General features: G+C 48.0%; 24 protein-coding genes. 4 read left to right on the plus strand and 20 right to left on the minus strand.

Annotated elements, in window-relative coordinates; genetic code table 11:
- Window positions 1-32: 32 nt before the first annotated feature.
- From AC3WTP_RS09490 to AC3WTP_RS09520, 7 genes are all read right to left on the minus strand, one after another.
- Window positions 33-2,609 carry a beta-mannosidase gene (locus tag AC3WTP_RS09490; protein ID WP_492394350.1) on the minus strand — a complete coding sequence of 859 codons (2,577 nt, stop codon included), beginning with the start codon at window positions 2,607-2,609 and terminating at the stop codon, window positions 33-35.
- 102 nt (window positions 2,610-2,711) lie between these two features.
- Window positions 2,712-3,773, minus strand: a complete 1,062-nt coding sequence (locus tag AC3WTP_RS09495) for a BtaManbiosPhlase (protein WP_492394351.1) — start codon at window positions 3,771-3,773, stop codon at window positions 2,712-2,714.
- A 41-nt stretch (window positions 3,774-3,814) separates the two neighbouring features.
- Window positions 3,815-4,762 (minus strand): MTP-1 family protein, encoded by a 948-nt coding sequence (locus AC3WTP_RS09500; RefSeq protein ID WP_492394352.1) that lies wholly within the window; start codon window positions 4,760-4,762, stop codon window positions 3,815-3,817.
- Window positions 4,763-4,848: 86 nt separating this feature from the next.
- Window positions 4,849-6,480 carry an alpha-glucosidase gene (locus AC3WTP_RS09505; RefSeq protein ID WP_492394353.1) on the minus strand — a complete coding sequence of 544 codons (1,632 nt, stop codon included), beginning with the start codon at window positions 6,478-6,480 and terminating at the stop codon, window positions 4,849-4,851.
- Between the two features lie 64 nt (window positions 6,481-6,544).
- Entirely contained in the window at window positions 6,545-7,384 is an 840-nt protein-coding gene (locus tag AC3WTP_RS09510; protein WP_492394354.1) for a carbohydrate ABC transporter permease, read from the minus strand.
- Entirely contained in the window at window positions 7,371-8,252 is an 882-nt protein-coding gene (locus AC3WTP_RS09515; RefSeq protein WP_492394355.1) for a carbohydrate ABC transporter permease, read from the minus strand. Before AC3WTP_RS09515 ends, AC3WTP_RS09510 begins: the two co-directional genes overlap by 14 nt.
- Window positions 8,249-9,574 (minus strand): ABC transporter substrate-binding protein, encoded by a 1,326-nt coding sequence (locus AC3WTP_RS09520; protein WP_492394356.1) that lies wholly within the window; start codon window positions 9,572-9,574, stop codon window positions 8,249-8,251. The genes AC3WTP_RS09515 and AC3WTP_RS09520 overlap by 4 nt, the downstream gene beginning before the upstream one ends.
- Before the next feature lie 380 nt (window positions 9,575-9,954).
- On the opposite strand from AC3WTP_RS09520, the gene AC3WTP_RS09525 reads away from it, so the two are divergent.
- From AC3WTP_RS09525 to AC3WTP_RS09535, 3 genes are all read left to right on the plus strand, one after another.
- Window positions 9,955-10,986: a LacI family DNA-binding transcriptional regulator gene (locus tag AC3WTP_RS09525; RefSeq protein WP_492394357.1), complete on the plus strand. Its 1,032-nt coding sequence runs from the start codon at window positions 9,955-9,957 to the stop codon at window positions 10,984-10,986.
- Window positions 10,987-11,182: 196 nt separating this feature from the next.
- On the plus strand, window positions 11,183-12,070 hold the full coding sequence (locus AC3WTP_RS09530) for an HD-GYP domain-containing protein (RefSeq protein WP_492394358.1): 888 nt from the start codon (window positions 11,183-11,185) through the stop codon (window positions 12,068-12,070).
- A gap of 384 nt (window positions 12,071-12,454) precedes the next feature.
- Entirely contained in the window at window positions 12,455-12,769 is a 315-nt protein-coding gene (locus tag AC3WTP_RS09535; RefSeq protein WP_492394359.1) for a hypothetical protein, read from the plus strand.
- Between the two features lie 84 nt (window positions 12,770-12,853).
- Here AC3WTP_RS09535 and AC3WTP_RS09540 read toward each other — a convergent pair whose 3' ends face one another.
- From AC3WTP_RS09540 to mgrA, 7 genes are all read right to left on the minus strand, one after another.
- On the minus strand, window positions 12,854-14,527 hold the full coding sequence (locus AC3WTP_RS09540; RefSeq protein WP_492394360.1) for a CAP and S-layer homology domain-containing protein: 1,674 nt from the start codon (window positions 14,525-14,527) through the stop codon (window positions 12,854-12,856).
- A 185-nt stretch (window positions 14,528-14,712) separates the two neighbouring features.
- Window positions 14,713-15,831 (minus strand): Gfo/Idh/MocA family protein, encoded by a 1,119-nt coding sequence (locus AC3WTP_RS09545; protein WP_492394361.1) that lies wholly within the window; start codon window positions 15,829-15,831, stop codon window positions 14,713-14,715.
- A 46-nt stretch (window positions 15,832-15,877) separates the two neighbouring features.
- Window positions 15,878-16,507, minus strand: coding sequence for a ThuA domain-containing protein (locus tag AC3WTP_RS09550; RefSeq protein ID WP_492394362.1), 630 nt, complete (start codon window positions 16,505-16,507; stop codon window positions 15,878-15,880).
- 174 nt (window positions 16,508-16,681) lie between these two features.
- Window positions 16,682-16,861 (minus strand): hypothetical protein, encoded by a 180-nt coding sequence (locus AC3WTP_RS09555; RefSeq protein WP_458567259.1) that lies wholly within the window; start codon window positions 16,859-16,861, stop codon window positions 16,682-16,684.
- 241 nt (window positions 16,862-17,102) lie between these two features.
- Entirely contained in the window at window positions 17,103-17,780 is a 678-nt protein-coding gene (locus tag AC3WTP_RS09560; RefSeq protein ID WP_492394363.1) for a tetratricopeptide repeat protein, read from the minus strand.
- A gap of 59 nt (window positions 17,781-17,839) precedes the next feature.
- Window positions 17,840-18,358, minus strand: coding sequence for a mismatch-specific DNA-glycosylase (locus AC3WTP_RS09565; protein WP_492394498.1), 519 nt, complete (start codon window positions 18,356-18,358; stop codon window positions 17,840-17,842).
- 165 nt (window positions 18,359-18,523) lie between these two features.
- Entirely contained in the window at window positions 18,524-19,537 is a 1,014-nt protein-coding gene (gene mgrA, locus AC3WTP_RS09570; RefSeq protein WP_492394364.1) for an L-glyceraldehyde 3-phosphate reductase, read from the minus strand.
- Between the two features lie 284 nt (window positions 19,538-19,821).
- On the opposite strand from mgrA, the gene AC3WTP_RS09575 reads away from it, so the two are divergent.
- Window positions 19,822-19,929, plus strand: a complete 108-nt coding sequence (locus AC3WTP_RS09575) for a DUF6254 family protein (RefSeq protein ID WP_492394365.1) — start codon at window positions 19,822-19,824, stop codon at window positions 19,927-19,929.
- Between the two features lie 101 nt (window positions 19,930-20,030).
- Here AC3WTP_RS09575 and AC3WTP_RS09580 read toward each other — a convergent pair whose 3' ends face one another.
- From AC3WTP_RS09580 to AC3WTP_RS09605, 6 genes are all read right to left on the minus strand, one after another.
- Window positions 20,031-20,480 (minus strand): DinB family protein, encoded by a 450-nt coding sequence (locus AC3WTP_RS09580; RefSeq protein ID WP_492394366.1) that lies wholly within the window; start codon window positions 20,478-20,480, stop codon window positions 20,031-20,033.
- Window positions 20,481-20,496: 16 nt separating this feature from the next.
- Window positions 20,497-20,778, minus strand: a complete 282-nt coding sequence (locus AC3WTP_RS09585; RefSeq protein WP_492394367.1) for a hypothetical protein — start codon at window positions 20,776-20,778, stop codon at window positions 20,497-20,499.
- Between the two features lie 179 nt (window positions 20,779-20,957).
- Window positions 20,958-23,507, minus strand: coding sequence for a transglutaminase-like domain-containing protein (locus AC3WTP_RS09590; protein WP_492394368.1), 2,550 nt, complete (start codon window positions 23,505-23,507; stop codon window positions 20,958-20,960).
- A 221-nt stretch (window positions 23,508-23,728) separates the two neighbouring features.
- Window positions 23,729-24,289 carry a histidine phosphatase family protein gene (locus AC3WTP_RS09595; protein WP_492394369.1) on the minus strand — a complete coding sequence of 187 codons (561 nt, stop codon included), beginning with the start codon at window positions 24,287-24,289 and terminating at the stop codon, window positions 23,729-23,731.
- A gap of 243 nt (window positions 24,290-24,532) precedes the next feature.
- On the minus strand, window positions 24,533-24,994 hold the full coding sequence (locus tag AC3WTP_RS09600) for a DIP1984 family protein (protein WP_492394370.1): 462 nt from the start codon (window positions 24,992-24,994) through the stop codon (window positions 24,533-24,535).
- 65 nt (window positions 24,995-25,059) lie between these two features.
- Entirely contained in the window at window positions 25,060-25,272 is a 213-nt protein-coding gene (locus AC3WTP_RS09605; RefSeq protein ID WP_492394371.1) for a helix-hairpin-helix domain-containing protein, read from the minus strand.
- Window positions 25,273-25,281: the final 9 nt, after the last annotated feature.

The raw sequence follows: 25,281 nt of genomic DNA on the forward strand, positions 1-25,281 counted from the left end.
TAGACGTTTAAGAGTGGCCCACAGCTATATTCTTACTTGGTGTTCAACGCAGATACGCGAAGACTGTCCCAAGGAATCAGATCGCCATTCGGATGAGAGATACGAATTACCCGATCCTGCCCAGGGAGCAGATCAAAGAAGTTGTCCTCAATCACGACCCACGGAGAATCCAGCTCAATCTTCACCATGCGCGCGAATCGATCGGTGCGAATCCGAAGTGTGCCTGAACACGCTTCATGTTCGAACACCTCCACTTGAAGCTGAGCTGTCTCCGAGATCATTTCCCGTTGATCACGCATATAATAGAAGTTATCCTCGGTTTGTCCTGAAGCAGAACGCATGACGAAGATAACCTTGGTCGGCTCCTCGCCTGCCAAGATATCCGCTTCCTGCAGCTCCTCAATCATCTGTTTACTGTTAGGTGCAATATTCACTTCATAGAGGCGTCGACTTGCCAATCCTCCATCCATGCGATAGACAAGCAGTTCAATAGAGTCGTTATATGCTTCCAGCTTGTCATTCAATACCCACAGCTTCAGACTGCTTCTCGCATCGTGATCGATCGTCAGCAGCACTGGCGCAAAGAATTTGCGCGAGTAATGATAGGCGGCCTTAGGCAAACCGTAATAATCGATCACAGACCAGCTCGTCCCAGGCCAGCAGTCATTCAACTGCCAGTACAAGGCTCCGCTCGTCTCCGGCTTGTTGCGGCGATAATGCTCGATGCCGTACTTCAAGCCTTCAGCCTGAGTCAGCATCGAGTAATTCATATACTCCTCGATGTCGCGAGGGACTCCCGTGTAGCCTTCCATCAGGAGCACACCCTTCGGATGGTGAATGTCCTTGTTGCGATACATCATTTCTTCACTGCCGAAGACGAATTCACGTTCCGGAATATTGCGCTGCAGCGTATATCGATTCGAGGAGGCATGCATCCCGAATTCACTCGCGAACTTGGTCGTGTCTCCTTTGAATTTCTTAAACGACAGACCTTCCACGCTGTAATCCTGCAGCTGCGGCTCGCCGAATTGACGAGGCTCGATGTTGCCGTGCCATACCTGCCAGTTATGAGTGTCGCCTACATCGCGAGAATTATGATCGTTGCCGCCATATGGCGAGCTCGGCCAGAACAAGCGTGAAGGATCAAGCTGCTCAAGCAGCGCAGGCATCATCTCATGATAGATCTTCTCTCCATAGAACGGATGCGGAATCTCGCCGCTTGCATGCAGCGCTTCATAGAGCCAGTCGTTCTCATTGTTGCCGCACCATAGCGCGAGACAAGTACGGCTGCGCAGCCGCTTCACGACCGATTCTATCTCACGGCGCACATTGTCCATGAAGTTGCGGTTGTAGTCAGGATACAGCGCACAGGCGAACATGAAGTCCTGCCATACGAGAAGACCGAGACGATCGCACTCGTCATAGAAGATGTCACGCTCATAGATGCCGCCGCCCCATACGCGCAGCATGTTCATATTCGCAGCCTTTGACATCTCGATCAGGTTCGTGTAGCGCTGATCAGGTACAGCGGCGATGAAGCTGTCGATCGGGATCCAGTTCGCGCCCTTGGCGAACAGCTTCACACCGTTCAAGACGAAGGTGAAGGCATGCTCACCCTTCTCGTCGTGAAGCTGGAGCTCTACGGTGCGGATGCCAAGCTGCTGCTCATATTCATCCAGCAGCTCATCTCCGGCGAGCAGCGAGATGCGTAGGCGATATAGATACGGATCGCCTAAGTCGTGGGTCCACCACAGCCGCGGGTTCAGCACCTTGAGCTGCAGTTCGCCGCTCAAGGCGTATGCGCTGCGGGCTCCGTCCTGTACATACACGGCGGAGCCCTCTAGTGGAGCGGTCTGGCGCGCGACAGCACGCCCGTCCGCGTCCAGCAGCTCAGCGCACACCGTATATCCGTGTGCGCGGCTGCGCTCATACGTGCGGATGTCCACCGTGACATCCACCACGGCTTCCTTCGCCTCGGCGGCAATCGCAGCCGTGCGCGCAAACACATGGTCCACATGGGCGCGGCTGCGCTTCACCAGGTGGACCTCACGCCAGATGCCCGCGCACACGAGGCGCGGGCCCCAATCCCACCCAAAGTGGCTCTGTGCCTTGCGGGTCCAGACCCGCTTCTTGCTGAAGCCCGACCATACATACTGCTTCTTGCTCTCCGCATGAAGCGCAACAGGGTCGATCTTCACCGCCAGCACATTCTTGCCGCGCTTCAACTCGCGCGTCACTTCAAACGTATGACCGATGAACATATTATCGGTCGAACCCAGCTCGACCCCGTTCAGATACACGGTCGCGAACGTGTCGAGCCCGTCAAACACAAGCTCCATACGCTCGTTCACCTCGAGCGTATCGTCCCAGGTGAAGGTCGTGCGGTACCACCAGACCTTCTCTTCCACCCAACGGCACTTCTGATCGTTATGACCGAAGAACGGATCATCGATAATGCCGCGTTCGATTAAGGTGGAATGAACATCTCCCGGCACCTTCGTCGTCATCCAGAAGTAATCGATATAGTCTGGCGACGCGACTTCCAGATCACGCGCTTCCCCAACGTTATAATCCTTCAGCTTCCAGTTGTCAGATAGCAATAGCTTCAACTTCATACTCTCCTTCATCTGATGTAAATAAGATGACAGCCGCGCACACTAACAAGAAAGCCAAAGTCCCTTCCGACTTTGGCTTTGGCTTTCTCGTTATCTTTAAACGTACTTTAAGCTGTCCAATATTTCTTGCACGCTTAATTCCGCACATGCCATTGAAGTGTCAGCTACTCCGTAGTACATCTTCACGACATCGCCTTCTACAAGCGCGCCGCAAGAGAATACAACATCTCCGAAGAAGCCCTTCTTCTCATAATCCGCTTCCGGCTCCATGACCGGATGTTCGGAACGTGCAATAACCTTCGACGGATCGTTCAAGTCGAACAGCACGGCACCCATGCAGTAGCGATGCTCAAGCGTCGCACCGTGATAGAGCTCGAGCCATCCTTTCTCAGTCTTGAATGGAACCGCTCCGCCGCCCATGCGACCGCTGTCCCACATTCCCTCGCGCAGGCCGATAACATGCTTATGGTTGCCCCAGTAGAGCAGATTGTCGGACTCAGCAATCCAGATCTCAGGGTTACCGATGCTCTTTGTCGTAGGACGATGCAGCGCATAGTATTTGCCGTTCACTTTCTCGGGGAAGATGAGAACATCTTTGTTATCAGGGCTGAAGATCATGCCATGATGAGTCGTATTCACGAAGTCTTTCGTGGATACCATGGACTCGCCAACACCGACTGGAGAAACTGCTGAGAAATAGATATAGTACGTATCATCAATTTGCGTTACGCGCGGATCCTCAATCCCGAACGTCTCCAACTCATTCGATGGGAAGATAAACGGCTTCTCATCAATCGTAAAGTTGTGACCATCCTTGCTGCGCGCAATGCGGATATAAGAGATAGAAGTCAAGTATTCAAACGTTGCGCTCTTCGTTACATCACGAATGACACGCGGATCAGAGAAATCATAACGCTCATCGTCTGTACGAAGCTCGATGATGTCCAGTTCATTCGTCTTCGGATTGTACACAGGCGCCTTAACGATCATCGGATCATGGCTGATTGGACGCTCTGCTACGCGAAGCAGCAGCAGCACTTCACCATTATAAGAAGCTACACCCGCGTTGAAGGCGCCAATAACTTCAAAGTCATCACGATGAGGCTTTACATCTGCCGGTGTAATAATGGGATTCTCTTCATATCTATAAATGTTCATCATGTTAGCTCCTTAGATGTAAAAAATCTAGTAAAAAAGCACTATGCTTGCTCGAACGGAAGGAACGGATCTTGAATCGTCATACGGTGTGCTTCTGCATCACTGATACCACAATAGATTGTGGCTGTACCATCATGGCGACGAACGATTCCGCCGCTGAATACGACATCGACTAGATCAGGACGCTTTGTTGCGCCAGGCAAAAATTTATCACGGATCGATATTAATTGAAGATTGCTGTGCTCGCCTGTTTGTGGGTTGAATGCAAATACACAAGGGTAGTAGTGGCGATCTCCCGCTGAATCGAAGCATGCGACATGGCCGAGCACGCCGACTAGACCATTCGCGAGCAGATGCGCTTCATTGGCGCCGCCCCAATCTTCATCCGTGAATTGACCTTGCAGCAGCGGCGCATCATTGATGATCTCCATGCTCAGATCCTCCAAGCGCGCTACTCGTGTAAAGCCGATCTTGCCGCGACCGCCCTTCTCGCCCTGTGGACGAGTGAATACACCGATGCTTCCATCCTGAAGCTCAACTAGACGAAGGTCTTTCATGCCGTCCGGACCTGTAAAGAATGGCTTCAGTTCTTGAATTGCGGCTCCTTTATAGAATACCGTGCGCCACATCAAGGCGTTCTCCATCGTCGGATGCGGGTAGATCTGAACACCGCCGACAATCAGCTCGCCATGAATACGCGTGAAGAATGGATCCTGCAATTCGAAGACGGGTGCTCCGTCGCGCGGTACCCAAGCTCCATTGCGCTCAACGAAGAAGAATACTTCGGAATGCTCACTATCACGAGATTCCACGCGTCCCGCAATAACCAGTTCACCTTGATCCAGGAAAGGTGCCGTGATGTTGTAGACGTCTTTATCGCCTACACCTGTAAAGTTCAGCTTCTCAGCATCCTTCGCCATTGGGCTGAGAGCCGTATATTCTTGAAGAAGCGTTTCACATGTCTTTACACCGCTGTTCGTTAACTTCAAATGGATTGCCCCCCATGCTCATTGTTCATTGTCATCACTATTCGATCATCGTATATATAAAACTCACATCACGATTGGAACTATACTCAGTTAACCCATATTGCTGCTTCATAAGGCACCAGGAGATAGACATCCGCAGCGGCCGCTTTCGCTGCTTGACAGTTTGAACAATCCGGCTGCCGATTGTACGCAGAACCTACTGGAACTTCTGTTGGCTTCTCTCCAAAGTTCAGTAAGATCAACGCTTTCGAATGGCCTGCTTGACGTTCATAGACCAGTACATCCTTGGATCGGTACCAGTTTACATATTGACCTTGATGAAGCGCGGGGTTCTCCTTGCGCAGCTGCAGCAGAGCTTGGTAGAAGCAATATATCGAATCCGCTTGCCCCCGCTGTACTTCCACGTTTAAGCGCTCTACATCAGGTCCCATCGAGATCCATGGCTTACTTGTAGAGAAGCCGCCGTATTCATCGCCGTTCCATTGCATTGGTGTACGAGACTTGTCTCGGCACTTCTCGTTCGCTTCTGCCAGCGCGATCCCTTTAGGCTTGCCGCTGTCGAGCGCAAGCTGATAAGCTGTTAAGCCCTGAACGTCACGCATATCCGCGATTCGCGGTGCAACATAATCCCGCATGCCGACTTCATCGCCATAGTAGATGAACGGCACTCCCTTTGCAGTCAGCATCAGCGCAGCCATAAGCTTCGCGCGCTTCTCTTCCAGCTCTGCATCCCCATCGCCATAGCGAGAGATGAAGCGAGCCATATCGTGACTGCCGAAGAAGAGCGTTGGAATCTGATCCTTCGAATGGAGCCGCTCCATCCGCTCCAGCTCCTCCATGAAGCGCTCCGGCTTATACGATGCTTGGCTGCCCAGATTGAAGTTGAATACGACATCCAGCATACCGCTGCCGCTGTAACGCTTCAGCAGCTCCATATCCTCGGAGCCGACTTCTCCAACCATAAACTTGCCTTCACGACTATGGACATACGCGCATATATCGGCTATTGCATCAAGTATGCCGTTCTGATCTTTATCATACAGATGCTCCTGCTCCTGCTTATCCGTGTTATACGGATTATCAGGATAGTCATCTGATACTTTCAAGAAGTTAATTACATCCAAGCGGAAGCCGTCCACGCCTTTATCCAGCCAGAAGCCCATAACGTCTTTCATAGCTGCACGGACTTCAGGATTCGCCCAGTTCAAGTCAACTTGTTCTGTGGCAAATGCGTGATAGTAATACTGTTCCGTAGCTTCGTCATACTCCCAAGCCGATCCGCCAAAGAAGGACTCCCAGTTGTTCGGCGCCTTGCCTTGAACGGGATCTTTCCATATATACCAGTCGCGTTTCGGATTCTCACGGGATGACTTCGATTGTTGGAACCAAGGATGCGCTGCGGAGGTATGATTTAACACCAGATCGACGATAACTTTGATCCCGAGACGCCGCGCTTCTTGGATGAAGGCGTCGAATTGCTCCATCGTCCCATAATCAGGATCAATCGCATAATAGTCAGCGATATCATAGCCGTTATCTACCTTGGGCGACTTGTAAAATGGTGTTAGCCATACTCCGTCGACGCCGAGCTCCACCAATTCAGGAAGCTTGGATGTAATGCCGGGGAAATCGCCAATCCCGTCGCCGTTGCCATCACAGAAGCTTGGCATATAGATCTCATACCATACCGCTTGCTGCCACCATGCCGCAGTCGTCATGCCAATCTTCCTCCTAAAGCATATCGCCTGTTCGGCCACTGACCAGAACAGGCGGTATATGTTCTTATTTCAAGCTGAATTGCATACCTTCCTTGAACTTCTTACCGAAGATCAAGAACAGAATAAGAATCGGCAATGTCAGCAGCGTGGATGCTGCATACAATGGTCCAGGGTATCCACCGTACGGACCGAACATCTGTGACAAGAGTACGTTCAATGTCAACATGCTGTCGCTTTGCACCGCGATCATATCCCATAGGAGCTCCGTCCAGCGTTCCATCAGCAGGAACAGGAAGATAACGGTTGTAATGGACTTCGACATCGGCATCATAATCTTATACAGAATCTTGAAGTCTGAAGCTCCATCGAGCTTAGCCGCTTCAATAAATACCGTTGGTATTGCTTTAAAGAAGTTCGTGTACATAAATATCGCCCACAAACTGACTGCCTTTGGAATGATCAAGCCCCAGTACGAATCGTACAGTCCAAGCTTCTGAATGATCAGGAAGTTCGGAATGAGCAAGATAATCGCCGGGAAGAACATATGGAACATCACGAAGTTGTTAATGGTATCGCGGCCTTTGAATTTAAGCTTCGATAACGCATAAGCAACCATGATCCCGAAGATCATCATCAATGCCGTGGAGGCCACGGAGACGATCACACTGTTGAAGAATGAATTGATCCATGGGCGTGCGATTCCAGCTTCTCCACCTGTAAACAACCACTCATAAGACTTTAGCGTAAAGTCAGTCGGTATAAACTTCTTATCTACAATTGACCAATCAGCAAACGAGTTTAATACCATATACAGATACGGGTAGACCATGACCACGAGCAGCAGGGACGCAAAGATATAACGAAGCGTCAGACGCATTTTACTGTTTTGCTTAGACCCAACCATTTCGCTTACCCCACATTTCAAGGAATTTTCTAATGAAGAAGATGGAGATGAACGTCACCACAGAAGCCATCAGCGCTATAGCGGATGCATAACCAGTCTGCAGATTCGTAAAGGCTTGATTATAGATCTCCATCTGCCACGTATTCGTAGCATAGTTTGGTCCACCGCCTGTAAGCTGGTAAATCTCCGTAAAGATACCGAATGTTACACCGAAGGATAGAATCAATGTTGTATACATGGCAGGGTACAGAAGCGGAAGTGTAATCTTCCAGAAGCGCTGACGATCTGTTACACCATCGATAGCAGCCGCTTCGTATACTTCTTTATCAATGCTCTCAAGCCCTGAAGTCAGAATAAGCGCATAGTAGCCTGTAAATTTCCATGCAATGATCAACGCGACAATAAATAGCGCCGAAAACGGAGTTCCGAGCCAATCAATATCGAGTCCGAAGTTATTGCGCAAGAATACGTTGATCGGGCTGTTGTAAGACAAGAAGCCCTGAGCGATCAAGGAAGCAACAACACCGGAAGACATATATGGTAAGAAGAACCCGATCAGATACAAGCTGCGAAACTTCGGTAAACCTTGCACCAGTACCGCAACACCGAGCGACATGATCGTAACGAGCGGTACGAATACGAGCATGAATTTGTACGTAACCCAGAAAGCCGCTTGAACGCCTGGTGAGCTTAAGGCTTTAGTAAAGTTTTGTAGCCCAACGAAATCATAGGTCGGTGAAATCATGTCCCAGTTGGTAAAGGAAAGATAGAACGAATAGAGCAGTGGCAACAAAAAGAATACGATCGAGAAAATAAGGTATGGACTGGCAAAGAGCCAGCCCAATCTATTGTTATTTTTGTCTATCATGATTGAAGTTCCTTTTCAATCGCCTTCTTCATGTTCTCCCAACCTGTTTTCGGATCGATTTCACCGCGTACGACCTTATTGAATGCTTCTGCTCCAATAATGGTTTGCAGTTCGTTGTACTTAGGGTTGTCCATCATAGGCACACCAAGTGGAACGGATTCCGCATATGGACGCAATTCAGGAGTTTTATCCAAAATAGCTTGGAATTCAGGCAATGTCGTCAAGTCATCGCGTGCAGGAGGCAGGTTTGTTGTTTCAAACCATTTCACATCGTTCTTCGCGTCAGAGTATACCCACTTCAGGAAGTCCGCGCCTGCTTCTTGTTCTTCCTTCGGAACACTGGAGAACATGACTAAGCCCTTAGCGTCAGCATATGTCTTTGCTTGAGACGGATCCATTCCATCCGGTACTGGAGGCAAGGACAATGTGTATGTTTCACCATATTTCAACTCAGGATATTTCTCTTTCCAGAAGCTGAACGCCCATGGTCCAACGTCTGTGAACAGACCTACACCTGTCTCAAATGGATCGGTTACGTTCTTCGCAAGAATTGCATTTTCTTTTTGCAGATCAGCTACAAACTGAAGCATTTCGATACCGGCTTCATCATCAGCAACGAATTTGTCGCCTTCGATAAATTTGTTGCCGTCAGACGCTGCGTCGTACATGATAAAGAAGTCGAACCAACGCTTCCAAGCAGTTGGATCTGCCAGATCCGCGCCTTTACCCCATACGAACTTGTCAGGATACTTAGCTTTAAGCTTCTTCGCTACATCAAGCACTTCACTGTACGTCTTAGGCGGTTCGTTATACCCAAGCTCCTTCAGAATATCCAAACGCCAGCCAATCAGCATTGGATTCGAATAGATCGGGAGCAAGTATTGATGTCCGTCACTAAATTTCCATGGTTTAATCGTTTCCGTCATATGACGAGTCTCAACAATTTCCTTGAACTGCGGCATTTCCTCGAGCGGCACGAGCGCTTTACTGTTTGCAAGCTGCGCTGCAAAGCCGCGGTTAATGTTCTCAGAAATAGTAGGCGCATTACCGCTTGCAATAGCAGCCTGAATGCTAGCTTCTGAGCTTGGTGTTTCCTTAATCGCGCTTACATTAACTTTCACGTTTGGATTAACTGCTTCATAGGCCTTAGCCATTTCCGTCCAGTACACTTGTTGCGGCGGGTTTGGAGCTGCCCAGAATTCAACTACAATTTTTCCATCTGCTGTCTTTGACCCCTTGGCAGCATCATTACCTGTCGAGCAACCTGCTAATACTGAGAACAGCATTGTGAGTGAAAGTAACAAAGCCATTTTCTTCTTCATGATGAAGTACCTCCTGTGATGAGTATAATCTAGGTAATTCAATCAGTAACGTTACTATTGAACATTTAACGTTACTTTATATCATTACAAAACACTTGAAAGCGTTTGTAATCACATTATTAAACTTTTTAAGCCTATTGTCAATCATATTAATAAGGAAAGCAACAATTACCAAACAATCAAGTAATGTAAATATGTACTTTACTAACTGTATTTGTAACGTTACAATTATTTTCGGGGAATTAGTTTTGTAATGTACGAATATCTGGCATAATGTTAGTAGTATGTCATTTTATATAGTTCATTTATCCAAACAATTTGTATGAACTCTCCAAGAACACATATTATTCCTAATTCTCGCAAGAAGGAGTTCTCTATAGATGAAACCAAAAGTAACGATGCAAGATATCGCAGACCACCTTAGAATATCTAAAAATTCTGTTTCGCAAGCGCTATCAGGGAAGGATGGCGTGTCTGAAGAGACCCGCAAGCTCATCTTCGAAACTGCCGAGCGGATGGGATATACGTATTCAAAAGGACGCCGCAAACGTATAGTTGAATCGGAGCATAACGGAAGTACAGGAAACATTGCGCTGATCGCGTCGGACTTCGCTTTTTCTCTGAAGAGCTTTTTTGGTGAAATCTACTTGGCGATTGAGCGTGAGGCAACGAACCGCGGCAAAAATCTGCTCATCCAGTCCATTACACGAGAGATGATGCAGGATCGGATCATGCCCTCCTTCATCGCGGATCATCAGGTGGATGGAATACTGATCTTATCCCATCTTGATACTTCATATACCAATGAAGTGATCGCGACTGGAATTCCGACTGTGCTCATTGACCATCATCATCCTGACGTGCATGCCGATTGTATCTTGACTAATAATCGTTTTAGCACATATGAAGCCATCTCCCATCTTGTACAGTTCGGGCATAAGCAGATCGGATTCGTAGGAAACATTCAATTCTCCCCCAGTTATTATGAGCGATTGGAAGGTTTTCGGTTGGCGATGTATAGCTACGGATTGGCTGTGCGCGAGGAATGGATTCTGCAGCATGCCGAGGAGAACCAAGCCACACTTCTGTCTGCCATGCAGTCCTTAAAGGAGCAGCCAACCGCTTGGTTCTGTGTCAATGACGGGCTTGGCTTCCTTGTTAACTCCACCTTGCAGCAGTTGGGGTACAGAATCCCTGCTGATATCTCCATCTGCAGCTTCGATAATGGGCAGCTGTCTCAATTAGCTGTTCCGAACACGACTACGATGGATGTGGATCTGACGCTGTACGGGAGAAAAGCGGTCGAACAGCTATTCTGGCGCATGAAGCATCGAGAAGAGCCGCTTATGGAGATTCTCTTGCCTACTAAGTTGATCAAGCGCGAGTCTACAGCTGTATGTGCAACTTCATAACCAGCAAGCTTCAAGGGCTGCTCGCAGAATAAATTGGGTCTGTGAGCAGCCCTTTTGAATACGGCTTCTCCCTGCAATATTCACAACAGATCATCGCATCTTCGTGATCTTTATTATTCATTTAAGAGCATGACTTGCCGATAATAATAGTAAAGCCGTTGTCAATTGTTATAGCGTAGATAAGGAGGTTTCACTCATGTCCGATCATAATGGGAATATAACGGCCCCAGCAGTTGATGTCCCTACTGAATTCTCAAAGCGATATAACACAGCTGCTTACGCTTTTAAAGATATATTCGAACGAGTGCAAGCGAAACAAGACATTCCCATCATCGAGATTCGTCAAATTATTAATTCTCTCATACAAGATATAGAGGTTTATTCCAATTTAGTGTTTATACTTAAGAGATCCGAGGAGCCAAGTCTATACATATATGAGCACAGCGTCAGTGTTGGAATTCTAGCTTACATGATGGCAAAATGGATGGGAACTCCTTCAAATGAAAGAATGCAGGTCGCCTTAGCGGGGATATTGATGGATATCGGAAAGACGAAGCTCGACCCGAAGATACTATGGGAACCTGGAAAGCTGACACCTAGTGAATATGAAGATATGAAGCAGCATACAACTTATGGCTATGAGCAGTTGAAGCAAACTCCTGGGCTTTCACAAGGTGTGGCGCTGGCGGCGCTCCAGCATCATGAGCGAGAAGATGGAAGCGGATATCCACTAGGCATTACCGGTGCCCAGATGCATCCTTACAGCAAGATCGTCGCGGTTATCGACATGTATCATGCCATGTGTTCTGAACGGCTGCATCAGAAAGCGGAATCCCCATTTTTAGTCATAGATAAACTCATTGAATACAGCTTTGGCAAGCTGGATCCTAAGGCAGTGCTTGTATTTGCCAATGCGGTTGCTCGATTGTCTGTCGGAAGCGACGTCATGTTAAACGATGGAACCGTCGGCAAAGTAGTCATGCTGAATCCCTACTACCCAACTCGTCCGGTGATTGAAGTGAATCGAACCTTCATCAATCTAAATGACCAGCGAGACAGATGGATTGACAAGGTTATGGTCTAATACGAGATATTATGGGGGCTAAAGGTGCAATAGGTGATCATATGATTGATATCCCAATAAACACAGCAATTTAGGACTTTCATCCTTAAGCAGCTGTGTTTTTATGTGATGTGCCCCAACTGCTTCTTCTAAACCTCATATATTCATAGTAACTATATGTATATTCTTGTATGATGATGCAGACCTCTTCTATCAGCTCCAGCCTGAACAGCTCTCCACTTTACATATATCACCTATTAAGTAAACCAACGTTACTAGTTACAAACTCCTACAAAATTACTAGTTATATTCACCCGCAAAGTTATTTTTTTTGAAAAGAACAGTCACCATTTTAGACAAAATTATTGTATAATTCTTTTTATAAATTTTCCTATGGAGTACACTATGAAATCTTATCGACCTACTAAAGAACTATCCCGTGAAAGCTGTCCTACAGAAACCAACAGTCCTGAAGACCCACAACGCGATCCTGCAGCTAAGTGTATCCTCTCTATTGAAGATCTTATCGAAGCATGCATAGATCAGAATAAGCTGATCCGCCTTCTCATTAATAAGGAAAGAGGAACTAAGTTATCTTTGCCTGGACGAATCGTTGGCTATGACTGTGCAACTCAAGTTATCAATGTATACCATGTAGATGAGAAACAAGTATATAGCTTTTCTATTAATGAAGTTGAGGATCTTATCCCATTCTCTTAACTCCATCTGCCAATATAGCCGCTGCGGCTCGGCTCCTGACATTGCCGAACTGCAGCGGCTATATTCCGTTCTGATGAGTTGATCTTAGCTGTTAGGTATTGGCGCAAGCTCACTGGCAGGCGAAGGTTGATCTGGGCGCCTCTTAACCTCCGGAATCTGCTCCATTAATCTATAGCTGAATTGCAACGCCTCAGCGCGAGTTAAGAAATCATCGCCTCGATACCCGGCGATGGTGCTGCCATTCTTGCCTTTGGCATAGCCCTTGCCAAGCACGTATTGTATCGCTTCGTCGCCTGTGTAATATACGCCGTCTGCGGCGGCGATAATCTCTGCGACCTGTGCGCGTGTAATCGGCTTGCTCCGAACAGCAATGTCGCCGAATCCCTTCACGGGAACGTTATACTCGCGAGCAAGGCTGTACAATGGATCAGCCCAATGCTCCGAATCATTCCCCTGCGACTCTACCATGACCATGTCTACCCGCGGTCGATAGAAGAACGCCAAGAATTCAGCCTCACTCACTTGATGATTCGGCTTAAACTGCCCATACTCGTCCCCTTTTGCAATTTCCCATTTCGCCGCCCATTCAATAGCTTCTCTCGCCCAGTGGTTGGCAGGCACATCGTAGAAGCTTGATTGTTCGTCCGCATCGCCGTTCGCGGCTGACGGATCAAGGCTAAAGAATCGTGTCGAGTATTCGATCGTGGTATCCTTGCCAGACTTATCCCTTATGCCCGTTATCTTCACGGTGACCTCATCATCATCGTTTATGTGGAAACCCTTAGGCCCAAATGTGATGAAGGATGCCTGATCTCCCAAGTACGAGCGTTGAGACAAGTAGAAATCACCTGCTTCACCGTTCGTCTTATCGGACAGCAGCCACTTGGTTCGCTGGCCTTTGTTCAGCACCTCGATCTGAAGCTTGTCCTGCTCTACTGGCGCATACTTCTGCGGATCCAGCACGATCGAGAACATCTCGAAGTCGCTCAGCTCAGTCGGAAAATTACCGCTCGCCGGCCAAGCGACATAATCCATACCGGTTGGTAAAGCAGATTGTGAGCCGCCTTTATTGAGATGCATAATCGTATAATTGTCCGTATAACCGAATCCAACCTCACTGATGTCAGGCTGCAAGATCGCCCAGCGATGGCCAACACTATAGCGGTTTTTAGAGCCCCTGTCATCCATAAAAGACGCTACAGCATCCATAGGCAAATAGCCATAATGTAGATTCTCGAAGGCGCCTACACGTCGATTCTTCCAGCCCTCGCTTTGCGCGAAGAAGCTTTCGCTCATATCCGCTGGCCGGGCGGGTCGATGCGGGTCGTTTGAGTTATAAGCTTGTTCAAGTACAACCACCTTGTGCTGGGCGGAATTGTTGAGCGCGGAAGACATCGCAATCGTTTCTGACATCCCTGCAAGATAGCGAACAAACTTCGTCATGTTCAACGCATCCAGCAGCACCTGCTCTTGAAGCTTTCCAGGAGCATACGGACTTGTCAGCAATGGCTCCTGCTCGAATAGACTTTGCTCATAATCGTATACTGGCGCATACTGGTTCCACTTCGCGCGAATCGCTTCTTGGCCTGCCGGATCGACTGTATGCTTCAAGACAGGGTCGGTCAATCTCAGCTTGACGACAGCAGCTTGAGCATTCGCATCTGCTTCTATGCCTGCAGGCTCGGCTGATACTGTAGTGAGAAATGTTCCGCCGCACATCACGAGCGCAAGAATAGCAGAAATAAGTGATTTCTTCATCCATACACCTCTTAGAAGTTAATAGTTTCATTTCAACAAGCTTGAACATCTGACACTATATTACATCGGTACGATTCGGAAAATTATTAAATTCACTGTATCTGCAAAAAAACTCACGCCTATCGCTAGACGTGAGTTGTGATCGAATATGCCGCTTCAAGGCTTACACTCCTGCTCCGTCGACCCTACAATGTGCTATCCGGATCAGCGCTAAAGAGTGCCGGGCGTTCGCAGCGGGACTTCATCTCATAATGGGCACCCGATGAAGATGCAATATGGAAGCCGTGCATCGCTTCAAGCACGTGATTAACCAACTGACCGTTTGCTCGATGCGGTGCTCCCGTACGAATCGCGCGCGACATATCGATGAGGCCGATACCACGTGAGTTGTCAGCGTATCCATAGGCGAGCGGAATCTCTTCCCAATCCGCTGCTCCCGGCCGCTTAAGGCTAACGGGTCCGCCAAAGGAGTTCGGATCCGGAACACGAAGCGTGCCATGTGTACCGTAAATCTCGATTGGCGGAAGATCGCTTCCTGCCGGTATATCGAAGCTGGTAACGAGCGTGGCGACAGCCCCTTCCTCGAAATCCAATACACCGGCAATATGAGTCGGTACTTCCACCTCAATCGTTTGCCCGCACAACGGCGCGCTCGTTATCGTCCGCAGCGGTGATGTAATCTGCGCCGAGCCGGTTACTCGCCGAATCGGTCCGAGCAGAGCGACAAGCGCGGTCAGATAGTACGGACCCATGTCAAACATCGGACCGCCCCCGCGCTTATAGTAGAATTCTGGCGCAGGATGCCAGCCTTCATGACCTCCGCACAGCATAAAGCCAGTCGCGGCAATCGGCTTGCCAATAACGCCGTCTTCGATCAGCTTCAAGCATGTCTGAATACCTCCGCCTAGGAAGGTGTCAGGCGCACCGCCAATAAGCAAGTTCTTCGCTTCAGCAAGCTCCAGCATTCGCTTGCCGTCTTCAAGCTCAACAGCAAAGGGCTTCTCGACATAGACATGCTTGCCCGCCTCCAGCGCACGAATGTTGACCTCCGCATGCGCGGCTGGGATCGTCAGGTTAATAATGATATCTATGTCTTCATCACTCAGCATCTCCTCGACCGTTAACGCTCGGGGAATGCCATGCTTCGCCGCTTTAAGCTGCGCGCGTTCCAGATCTAGATCCGCGCAAGCTGCCAGTTCAACCTCTGCAAAGAGCTTTAGGTTGTGGCAGTAAATATCGCTAATATTACCGCATCCAATAATCCCTGCGCGCAATGGTTCAACTTCACGCTTATTGTCCGTCATTTCATTCGTCCTCCTCTTGCTCCCTAATCTATGCTTTTGCAGCTTCTTACTTCGCAGCCCACTTCATGCCGCGTCTCATCATGCCAAGCGTTTCCGGCATCGCGACAATATCCACCTGGTGGCCTAACGAGCAATAAAATACCTTGCCCGCTCCATACTGCTTCGTCCACGCAACAGGCATGCGCACGTGGCCATTAAATACCGTATCCGCCAATACATGAATGGCTGGGTCCACATGCATGTAATACTGTTCTGACACGACAGTGAAATCCTGCATTCCAGCTGTGATCTCATGCTCGTGATCCTTAATATGTACCTGATATACGACACCATCATTGCCTGGATGCGCTACCCATTGACCGCCAACCATGTACTGATACTCCGTCTCCTTGCGGAACGAATCGCCCATGCCTCCATGGCAGCCTGCAATTCCTACACCGTGCTCGTGAACGGCACGCAGTAGCGGCTCCAATTGATCGGATGCAATCTCCCCCATCGTCCAGCATGGGACGATTAGATTCATAATGGACAAGTCTATAGTCTTCAAGCTGTCCAATGTATTCGATATATGAACTTCAAAGCCTTCTTCTTGCAGCACTCCTGCAAGCAGCTCCGCTACCTCCTGCGGCTGGTGACCCTCCCAGCCTCCTTGAACGATTAATGCACGCTTCTTCATCGCTATTCTCTCCTCTTCTCGAATGTCTAAGATGATCATAGACTAGCTCTTAACCTAAATACGAACTACTGAATCAAAAGACGGAAGCAATAAGAACTTCCTTCTAATAAATATACAAGATGAAACACAAAAAATCCTTTGAACCTACGATTCAAAGGATGAGGGAATGAATATTTATTTTACATCCGCAGCATGTACGGATGACTCGTGTGATTGTGTGTGCAGCTCTTTAATCATATGGTTGAGTAAATACTGCTCCTGATGCGTCAACCCCTGTTGGTTATCCTGCATCAAATATTGATGGATATGCCGTTTCATCAGTTCCTGGCGACGCGCTGTCTCGGATAAATGCATTTTATCGCTCCTTGTTTGTCATGAGATCCAGATTGAACGTTTATTAGTATAGCGAACAGCGCGAATTTGAGGAAATGAGAAATGACTGCAAGATTCATCATATTCGGGCTTCTGGCTTCATCTGGAATACTGATCACAAGGAGATGAAAATATACTGCTTCATCCTTACATATTCTATCCAACTTCTCCAAGAAAACGCTTTATCATGGAGAAATGTGAACTTTTATCTACAATCTTATCACTAACCTGCGGTTAACAACTTGAAGCGGCTCTTAATCATCCAGGCCCGCTCTTTGCGTTTCGCATATTTCGGTGAAGAACGGTAGATTCGTATCGTTTCTTCCCAAGCTGCTATAGCATCTTCCTTGCGTCCGATCTCCGCATACAAGCTGCCCATTCGATAGTACCCCTCACAGGACGAGGAATGAATGCCGCCGAACTCTTCTAATAGAGCAATCGCCTTCTGCTTATCGCTGACTGCATAATGCTTCGCAAGCCGCAAGTAGGGCTGACCATACTTTACACGCGGATTAATCTGCAACGCATAGCGAATCGCAGCTTCGCCGCGCTCCGTCTCACCTGTATATAGATAACAGGTTCCGAGGTCGTCCCAATACTCAGCAGATTGATCCATGCAATCCTGCAGCGGCTCCAGCCACTTGCGGGCTTCACTGTAACGACGGCGTTCGATAAGGAGATGGGCCAACTCCAGCTTGGAAGACGTATCATGCGGATTCGCACCAAGCTCCTGATTGAGCTTCGATATCCGCTGCATACGTCGAATGGGACGCATCATACTTGGTGATAAGCCTATAAAACGACGATCTATGAAATATAAAAGGAGAAGCAGTACGATAATAGCTATAAATGGATTGCCAAAGAACCACCAGAGAAAGGAAAACCCCAAAAATTTCGACAAGCTCAATCACCTCTTCAATTTTTGTTACGCACACTATACCATGTTTTAGAGTTCATGTCCTATAACTGCTTGTTATGCCGCAAGTCTTGCGCCAGCTCCTTGTAGATGGATATCACATCTTCCAGCTTCATTCTCACGAGGCCGCTCGAAGAAGGAGCCACGAACTCCTTAACCCCCGAGACTACAGGAACGGTCTGAAATCCCCATGCTGCATGACGATTGCCGCTGAATGCCTCGTACACCCCTTTTCCCACAAAGCACACTCGCTCTGGACGAAACAGCTCTATCTTTCGTTTGAGCTCTCGGCTTCCTTCCGCATACTCCTCTGAGGTAATCTCGGCAGCAGTTCTTGTTGGACGCGGTACAATATTCGTGAAGCCGATCCCCTGATCCAACAGATCCTGATCTTCATCCGCACTGTAACGCCGTTCGGTTATGCCTGACTGCTCAAGAATCGTCCAGAAGCGGTTGCGCGTATTCGCGTAATGATGACCTGTTTCTCCTGATCGGATACTCGGATTATAACCGACGAACATTAATTTCATATTAAGCGCGATATGATCCGGTATAGGTTGAATGCTAGCCATCATGCGCCCCCCTTGTCGATAGTTGTTCTATTTCTATTATTACCTGAAATGAGCAGCAGGAAGCAACTTCATAAGTACATCATAGAGATGTTTCGACGCTAACAAAAGAAGTCTCCCCCGTAAATATCCAGAGGAGACTTCGCTATTGGTGTATGGTCAGTCTGTTAAGATCTGCTCTATTTCGTTCAATTCCTGCTCATCAAAGTTCAGGTTGTCAAGCGCCTTTACATTCTCCTCGATCTGACTCACGCGGCTTGCGCCGATTAGCGCCGATGTTACTCGACCGCCGCGGAGCACCCATGCAAGCGACATCTGTGCCAGCGACTGGCCGCGGCGATGTGCAATCTCATTCAGCTTGCGTACCTTAAGAATGACGTTCTCATTGACGTCTCTCTCTTGTAATGCACCGCTTGTCTTATGCGCGCGAGAATCTTCCGGGATCCCGTTCAGATAGCGATTCGTCAGCAGTCCTTGCTGCAGCGGGCAGAATGCGATGCTGCCTACGCCATTGTCCACGAGCACGTCCTGCAAGCCGTTCTCGATCCAGCGATTCAGCATGGAATAGCTAGGCTGATGGATGAGCAATGGTGTCCCCAGATCCTTCAGAATGCGTATGGCCTCCGCCGTCTGTTCCGCACTATAGCTGGATATGCCAATATAAAGCGCCTTACCTTGACGAACGATCTGATCCAGAGCACCCATCGTTTCTTCAAGCGGCGTATCCGGATCGGGACGATGAGAGTAGAATATATCCACATAATCGAGCCCCATGCGCTTCAAGCTTTGATCCAAGCTTGCCACCAAATATTTCTTAGATCCCCACTCGCCGTACGGCCCTTCCCACATATGATACCCAGCTTTACTTGAGATAATCATCTGGTCGCGGTAAGGTTTAAAGTCGGTTTGGAGTATTCTGCCGAACATTTCTTCAGCAGACCCTGGGGGTGGACCGTAATTGTTAGCCAAGTCAAAATGAGTAATTCCCAAGTCAAATGCACGGCGCAGCATCGCGCGACCGTTCTCGTATGTATCGACTCCGCCAAAGTTGTGCCACAGACCGAGTGAAATAGCCGGAAGCTTCAGCCCGGACCTGCCGCAGCGGTTATAAATCATATGATCATATCGTTTGGGACTGGCTGCATAATCATGCGGATAGCCTATTGGATTCATATGGATCGCTCCTTCACAATATGGTTTGTTCTATCCATAATACTGTATACCATCATGGTTGTATTATATAACATAGAGGCCGCGATATCATCTAAAGTGAATCAAATCGAATAGAATGTGAATGGTTACCGATTATGTTTCTTCTGTCTCGGATAGCTGTAATCAGGACCAAACTTTTGTGAGGATAGAGGCTCGGCAACCAGACCACTATAAGCATACATTCTCGGCGCTGATTCGCCCTCAGCCGTCAAGAATGATGCAGATGAGCAAAGGAGATATGCCTAATGTCTATTCCTAAGAACCGTCGCGAAAATGCGAACAAGATTCGTAAGCAAACTCCTCATCCACACGGAAAGATCAAGTCGTTCCGTGAGCTTGCGGAGGAAGTGTAAGGAATAACAGTACCGCTTGCTCTCTTTAGCTTGCCCAGCTTCACACAGAATAACAGTCGGCCGAGCTGCCTGCAGCAGCAAAGCCGACTGTTATTCCATTCTTATTGCAGCGCACGATCAATCTGGCGCATATGATGACGGTCATGATCCGCGAAGTCCTCGAAATAGGACTCGATCGTAAACTTACCATAATCGGTTGTATAGGTATCCTCTGGAATAAGCTCCAGCGCTTGAATAATCTTCGTTCGGTAGTGTACCGTTGAATTAATGATCTCATCCTGTGACATCTTGCTTCCCTGTTCCGCAGCATCTCGATTGAACTGTTCAAACGATAGATTTTCCAAAGTAATCGGCTGCTGCAGAGAGATGGGCTCGATCGCTGCTTCATAGAAGTACTTATCCCATAAGAAGATGTGACTTACACAATCGCGAATGCTCCACTTGCCTTCAGCGAGCGGCATCGTCCAACGCGCCTCATCCAATTGTCTATACTGTTCAACATCGTCTATTAGCTGCTGCATAGCTTGAATACGTTCTGATTTCGTTAGCATCTGATCACACCGCCCCTTAGTTATAGATCACATACAGCTGTACAAGTCCGTAGGTAAAGCTGGGTATACTCACTAGAAACACAGCGATGACACCTGCTATGCGTTTCCTTAGATCTTCCTTATCATCTGAGCCCAAATAGTCCAGCAGGTCTGCCGCACAACCGAAGGCGTAGCTTAGCAAAAATACGCCCAACATTCCAATGAACTCTACTGCATGCCATCTTCCATGATAGAGATCATATAGGAGCAATAGTAAAGGAATCACAATGCCTAGGGCAGTGCCGATAATCCATTTCATGAGCCATTCCCCTCCTGTCCTACGACTATTGCTAGCTTAGTGTCAACATATTCTATGAGTATGACAGTGCTGCAAGCATGATAGTAGTACAATAAGGAGAGTTGGACCCAGCTAATGCTTCATAGTCCTAATTATCATAAACTAAAATGGAAATATTTTCAATTATTTATTGTTTCGTTCTACTTCTTCAGATTCTTCAGAAGCATGTCGCCGATCCCGACATTGTACCCGGCCCATCCGTAAGTCGCAGTCAGTTCTTCCTCCACGATCACGGCCAATGGGAGCTTCTTATCCGTTATATCAAAGCCATTGTACAGTGAATCGATATCATCGCCGATTGCACCTACAACAAGCTGGATATGCGGAACCTCCTTCAGTGTTTTCATAAGGGTAGGGTCATTCTGGTCCTGAGCATCTTTCAAGATAAGTACAGTCGCAGGCTTCAGCGAATTGAACTTGTCCTTTGATTCGATGATCTCATTCAGCAGATGCTCGGTTGGCTCAGCGCTGACATCCAGCCAGGATACAATATTGCGGTTCGGATTCAAGAGCGCGGACAGCTTGACAGGGTTTCCGTCAAACGTCTTAAGCTCATAATCCCTTACTGGTACCGCTCTCGTCAGTCCTTTAACTTCCGCCAACTCAATCGATAACGCCTTGTGTTCGTTCGCTTCCAATTGGACATGATACAGTTTATTATGCAGCGTCCCATCCGCTTGGCGATCAGCTGTAATCACTCGGTATGTGCCCGGCTTCAGCTCAAAGCGAATCTCGTCACTAGACCAAGCGCGGTCTTCAAAGTCCAAGGTCGTGAAGTGTCCATCTTCGAGAATGGCGACTGAATAGTTGCGATAATAATCGAAGCTGACATCGCTTGCCTTCTTCAACGTTAACGTTGCTGATCTAGGCTGCGCCTCGTTCGGGCGTGTTGGAGCGATAACCCACGCGCCGTGATTCCAATACTCGATGACACCGTCAGCCTTTTCAATTCTTGCTGGTATGCCTAATGTTCTCATGATGGATACACAGAGCAGCTTCTTCGACAGCACGCTTCCAGCCTTCAACGCAAGCAAGCCTGCAGGAGAAGCACTTAAGGTCTCATATTCGAGCTCATTGCACGTCTTGATCGCCGCATCCACATAGCGGTATATCGACTGTGGATCAGCTTTAAACGAACGCTGCTGCTCTTCTGAGATGGCTGCTAGTATGGCCGAACGGTATGGACTGATCACCTCATATGCGATGCGCGGGCATAGCAGATAGGCTGTAAATATATCGTTATCGTATGCTTGAAGATATGGTATAGCCGCTATCAAATGATCTCTAAGTATCAGATTCGTGATATCGGTCAGATCCTTCTTGTTCAAGGACTGCAACAGCGCTATCTTATAGGCAAGATACTCGTTCGTCGTCTTATCTTCTAGGAAAGCGATGATCTCAGCATAATTGCCTCGCGATTGCTCCAACAGCGCCGCTGCATCAGCGGCATACTCACCGTACTTCGCCGCATAATCTGTTGCCCGTTCCCCATTGCAAAATGTAGCCTCATAAGCCTTCCGCTTGCTCTCTGCTTCTTGGCTGCGCCGTTTCTGCTCATGCTCAACAGCGGTTGACAGCACCGGTTCGTCTTCCACTCCACCTGTAGGCGGAACAAGTGTAAGATCAACGATCGGTGTCGGCACTCGATGGCACTCATCTAAAACAAGCTCGATGCTGTCTGCCACCCGAGTGTCCATTTTCTCCATAACATAGTGACGTTCATGATGTGCAAATACGACTAGATCTCCGTATCCGGTTCTAAAGCTAACTTCACCCGCTTCATTCGTCTTCAGGATGGCGAGCGAAAATAACTCGGCGTAGTTCATAATCTCGAAGCGGACGTTGACGCCTTGTAGAGGAGCGCCTGCTGTATCCACGACACGCACGGATATCATCTTCGTATCCGCATAGCGATCCAGAATCGTGATCTCTGTTAATTTGGAAGACTGTGCAACGATTTCATCTCTTTCAACGAGATCGGAGAATGCCTTGCTGTGAATATGCATTCCCTTCGATGCCGCCAGTCGGAACCAGCCTGTATTCAAGCGCATCTCCGGTTCGCATGCGCCAAGGAACTGCCATCTGCCGTCTATCCACACCTCTACCCAGGCATGGTTATCGTCACAATGTGTCCATCTAGGAGCATAGCATTGTCTTGCCGGGATACCGACGCTTCGCAAGGCCGCGACCGCAAGGGTAGACTCTTCTCCGCATCGGCCGTACGCATTTCTCAAGATTGTAAATGGAGACGCTGTACGAATATCCGTGCTCTGATAAGTCGCCTTCTCCAAGCACCAGTAGTTAACGGCTATCGTTGCCTCATAGATGTCCATATCTTTGATCGTCGGATATATTTCCTCAAAGAATGGTTCTCGGTAGAATTCCACATTTTCATTGTTGATCCGGTATTGCAAAACATAGTTTAAGAACATCGTGTCTTCGATTTCTTTGCCCCATGGCGTGATCGCTCTTACCTTCAACGCGTGTCGAACAAATTTCAAAAATAACTCGCCATCATAATTCGCCATGTCGCTGATCGGCATATGCGCGTACAAATACTGCATGCAGACCATTTCTTCAGCTGTGCATGTGTCGAGTACATCAAATAGCTCTTGCGCACGCTCTCCTGCAAGCAGCTTCATCTGTTCAAATTTGAGTGATAGTTCCCTTTGTTGTGCAGTTGTTAGCATATGATCACCTATTGTTCACTAAGAAGTTGGTATTGCTGTAACTCAAATGGTATAAAACGCTTCCATGTTGATTAACTTTAACCCTTATCGTCTATCATTTCAATGATGAAATGATGACTATGATTCGAAAAAATCGGCATCCCACCTGCATTTGATCAAAATAAAAAGCAGCAAGGTTCATTCCTCACTGCCTGATTTGCCATATGGAGATGTCCGCTTCTCTACTCATTCCACACCCTAGTAACTTGCTTCAGAACACGGCCTTCAAACTCGAGCTTATAGATATCCGGCATCGTCATAGACTTCCAGAATTCATAATCATATGCAGGGTTAAAATGGTTCATCATCAGCGTCATAATATCTCCGTGTGTCCCCATCACGATGCTCTTGCCGCTAAATTCATCTAACAGATGATCCATAATCTTCACTGCTCTTTGCTGCGCATCGCTGCTTGATTCACCGCCATCGAATGCAAAGCTTCTATCCGTATATAACTTGCGCTTTGCTTCTAAAAAATGAATATCCGTGATCTGCCCCATCGTTCGTTCTCTCAGATCCTCGAACATTTCAATGCTTGCGCCGCATGAATCCGCTAGATTCTTAATCGTGAGAACGGCCCTCTCATAGGGGCTCGAGACGAACAGATCTATTTTCTCTTTCATTAGTATCGACTTGATGGTGAGGGCGTCAGCTATTCCGCGATCTGTTAACCCGCGCGTCCGCTCCATGCCCTCAACGAACAGAGACTCAGCGTGTCTCACAACGTATATCTTCGTATTCACATGACGGCCTCCTGCCTTAACGATAGTAGCCATATAATCCCCATTCCCGCCCTCACCAGACCAATAAATCAGCACGTGGTAATAACAATAAGCTGTTAATATTACTTATGTGCGTAAGCACTCTTGTAACATTACTGGGCTAAAGTGTCATAATTGTTTGACATGGCCCCGCGTCTCTCCTATGAGATCCAACATGCCCGTTGGGTGGTTGTGCTCGCTTCTATTGGTTGGCTACCTACACGGCTACTCTTCTATCAGATCTGTCGTCCAATTTAGTTGTTGGATCTTAAAGTCTAACTCTCTGTAAGACTTGGATAGATCATCGACCTGCTTCTGAATGATTGCGACATCAATCGTTCTATAGTATTTAACTTCTGATCGGGTGTACCGATCCTGCTTAATCGTTGCCTGTTCCAAGAGATCATGTAAGATTTTGCGCTGCTGCATAAGCTTATCTCGTTCTGCCAGAGCATCAGCGATGCTTAGCTCGTCATTGAATGCGGTCAATGCATTCGACTTATTAATCTTTCGAATCCAGCTGGTCAGTTCGTTGACTGTACGCTCAAGTTCAGTGATCAAGGCATTAGGCTCTTCTGCGGGGATCTCTCCTTCTTGAACCTTGACAACTCTCTCTAGTCTTTGCTTAATCTGGGCAATCTTCTTTTGACAATCCGCGCGAAGAACTAACGCTTCTGCTAGCTTCATGCATTACCCCTCCTATGAATGGCCGTACTTTATTAACAAAGCATCGCTAGACTCCCAGCGCTATCCTATTCATCTAAGAACTTTAACCCTTTCGCGGCCAGAGCCTGGCGGAGCAGTTCAACTGCCTTGGGCCCGATACCGTGCAGCTGCTTGAGCTCTGACTCCCGAATCTGTGATAGCTGCTCCAAGCTCATTATGCTAGAGTTCGAGAGCGCACGCAGCGCGGGCTTCGCCAAGCCATGCGGGAGGTCATTTTCCTGATTATGCTTATGCTTCATTCCTGCCAT

It is taken from the genome of Paenibacillus sp. EB106-04-04-XG159 (assembly GCF_058791835.1).

What these genes read in the sequence shown, in the direction of transcription:
- AC3WTP_RS09495 (WP_492394351.1), bottom strand. Translation starts at nt 3,773, where the DNA reads ATGAACATTTATAGATATGAAGAGAATCCCATTATTACACCGGCAGAT.
- AC3WTP_RS09505 (WP_492394353.1), bottom strand. Translation starts at nt 6,480, where the DNA reads ATGACGACTGCGGCATGGTGGCAGCAAGCGGTATGGTATGAGATCTAT.
- AC3WTP_RS09510 (WP_492394354.1), bottom strand. Translation starts at nt 7,384, where the DNA reads ATGGTTGGGTCTAAGCAAAACAGTAAAATGCGTCTGACGCTTCGTTAT.
- AC3WTP_RS09515 (WP_492394355.1), bottom strand. Translation starts at nt 8,252, where the DNA reads ATGATAGACAAAAATAACAATAGATTGGGCTGGCTCTTTGCCAGTCCA.
- AC3WTP_RS09520 (WP_492394356.1), bottom strand. Translation starts at nt 9,574, where the DNA reads ATGAAGAAGAAAATGGCTTTGTTACTTTCACTCACAATGCTGTTCTCA.
- AC3WTP_RS09525 (WP_492394357.1), top strand. Translation starts at nt 9,955, where the DNA reads ATGAAACCAAAAGTAACGATGCAAGATATCGCAGACCACCTTAGAATA.
- AC3WTP_RS09530 (WP_492394358.1), top strand. Translation starts at nt 11,183, where the DNA reads ATGTCCGATCATAATGGGAATATAACGGCCCCAGCAGTTGATGTCCCT.
- AC3WTP_RS09535 (WP_492394359.1), top strand. Translation starts at nt 12,455, where the DNA reads ATGAAATCTTATCGACCTACTAAAGAACTATCCCGTGAAAGCTGTCCT.
- AC3WTP_RS09540 (WP_492394360.1), bottom strand. Translation starts at nt 14,527, where the DNA reads ATGAAGAAATCACTTATTTCTGCTATTCTTGCGCTCGTGATGTGCGGC.
- AC3WTP_RS09545 (WP_492394361.1), bottom strand. Translation starts at nt 15,831, where the DNA reads ATGACGGACAATAAGCGTGAAGTTGAACCATTGCGCGCAGGGATTATT.
- AC3WTP_RS09550 (WP_492394362.1), bottom strand. Translation starts at nt 16,507, where the DNA reads ATGAAGAAGCGTGCATTAATCGTTCAAGGAGGCTGGGAGGGTCACCAG.
- AC3WTP_RS09555 (WP_458567259.1), bottom strand. Translation starts at nt 16,861, where the DNA reads ATGCATTTATCCGAGACAGCGCGTCGCCAGGAACTGATGAAACGGCAT.
- mgrA (WP_492394364.1), bottom strand. Translation starts at nt 19,537, where the DNA reads ATGAATCCAATAGGCTATCCGCATGATTATGCAGCCAGTCCCAAACGA.
- AC3WTP_RS09575 (WP_492394365.1), top strand. Translation starts at nt 19,822, where the DNA reads ATGTCTATTCCTAAGAACCGTCGCGAAAATGCGAACAAGATTCGTAAG.
- AC3WTP_RS09580 (WP_492394366.1), bottom strand. Translation starts at nt 20,480, where the DNA reads ATGCTAACGAAATCAGAACGTATTCAAGCTATGCAGCAGCTAATAGAC.
- AC3WTP_RS09585 (WP_492394367.1), bottom strand. Translation starts at nt 20,778, where the DNA reads ATGAAATGGATTATCGGCACTGCCCTAGGCATTGTGATTCCTTTACTA.
- AC3WTP_RS09590 (WP_492394368.1), bottom strand. Translation starts at nt 23,507, where the DNA reads ATGCTAACAACTGCACAACAAAGGGAACTATCACTCAAATTTGAACAG.
- AC3WTP_RS09600 (WP_492394370.1), bottom strand. Translation starts at nt 24,994, where the DNA reads ATGAAGCTAGCAGAAGCGTTAGTTCTTCGCGCGGATTGTCAAAAGAAG.
- AC3WTP_RS09605 (WP_492394371.1), bottom strand. Translation starts at nt 25,272, where the DNA reads ATGAAGCATAAGCATAATCAGGAAAATGACCTCCCGCATGGCTTGGCG.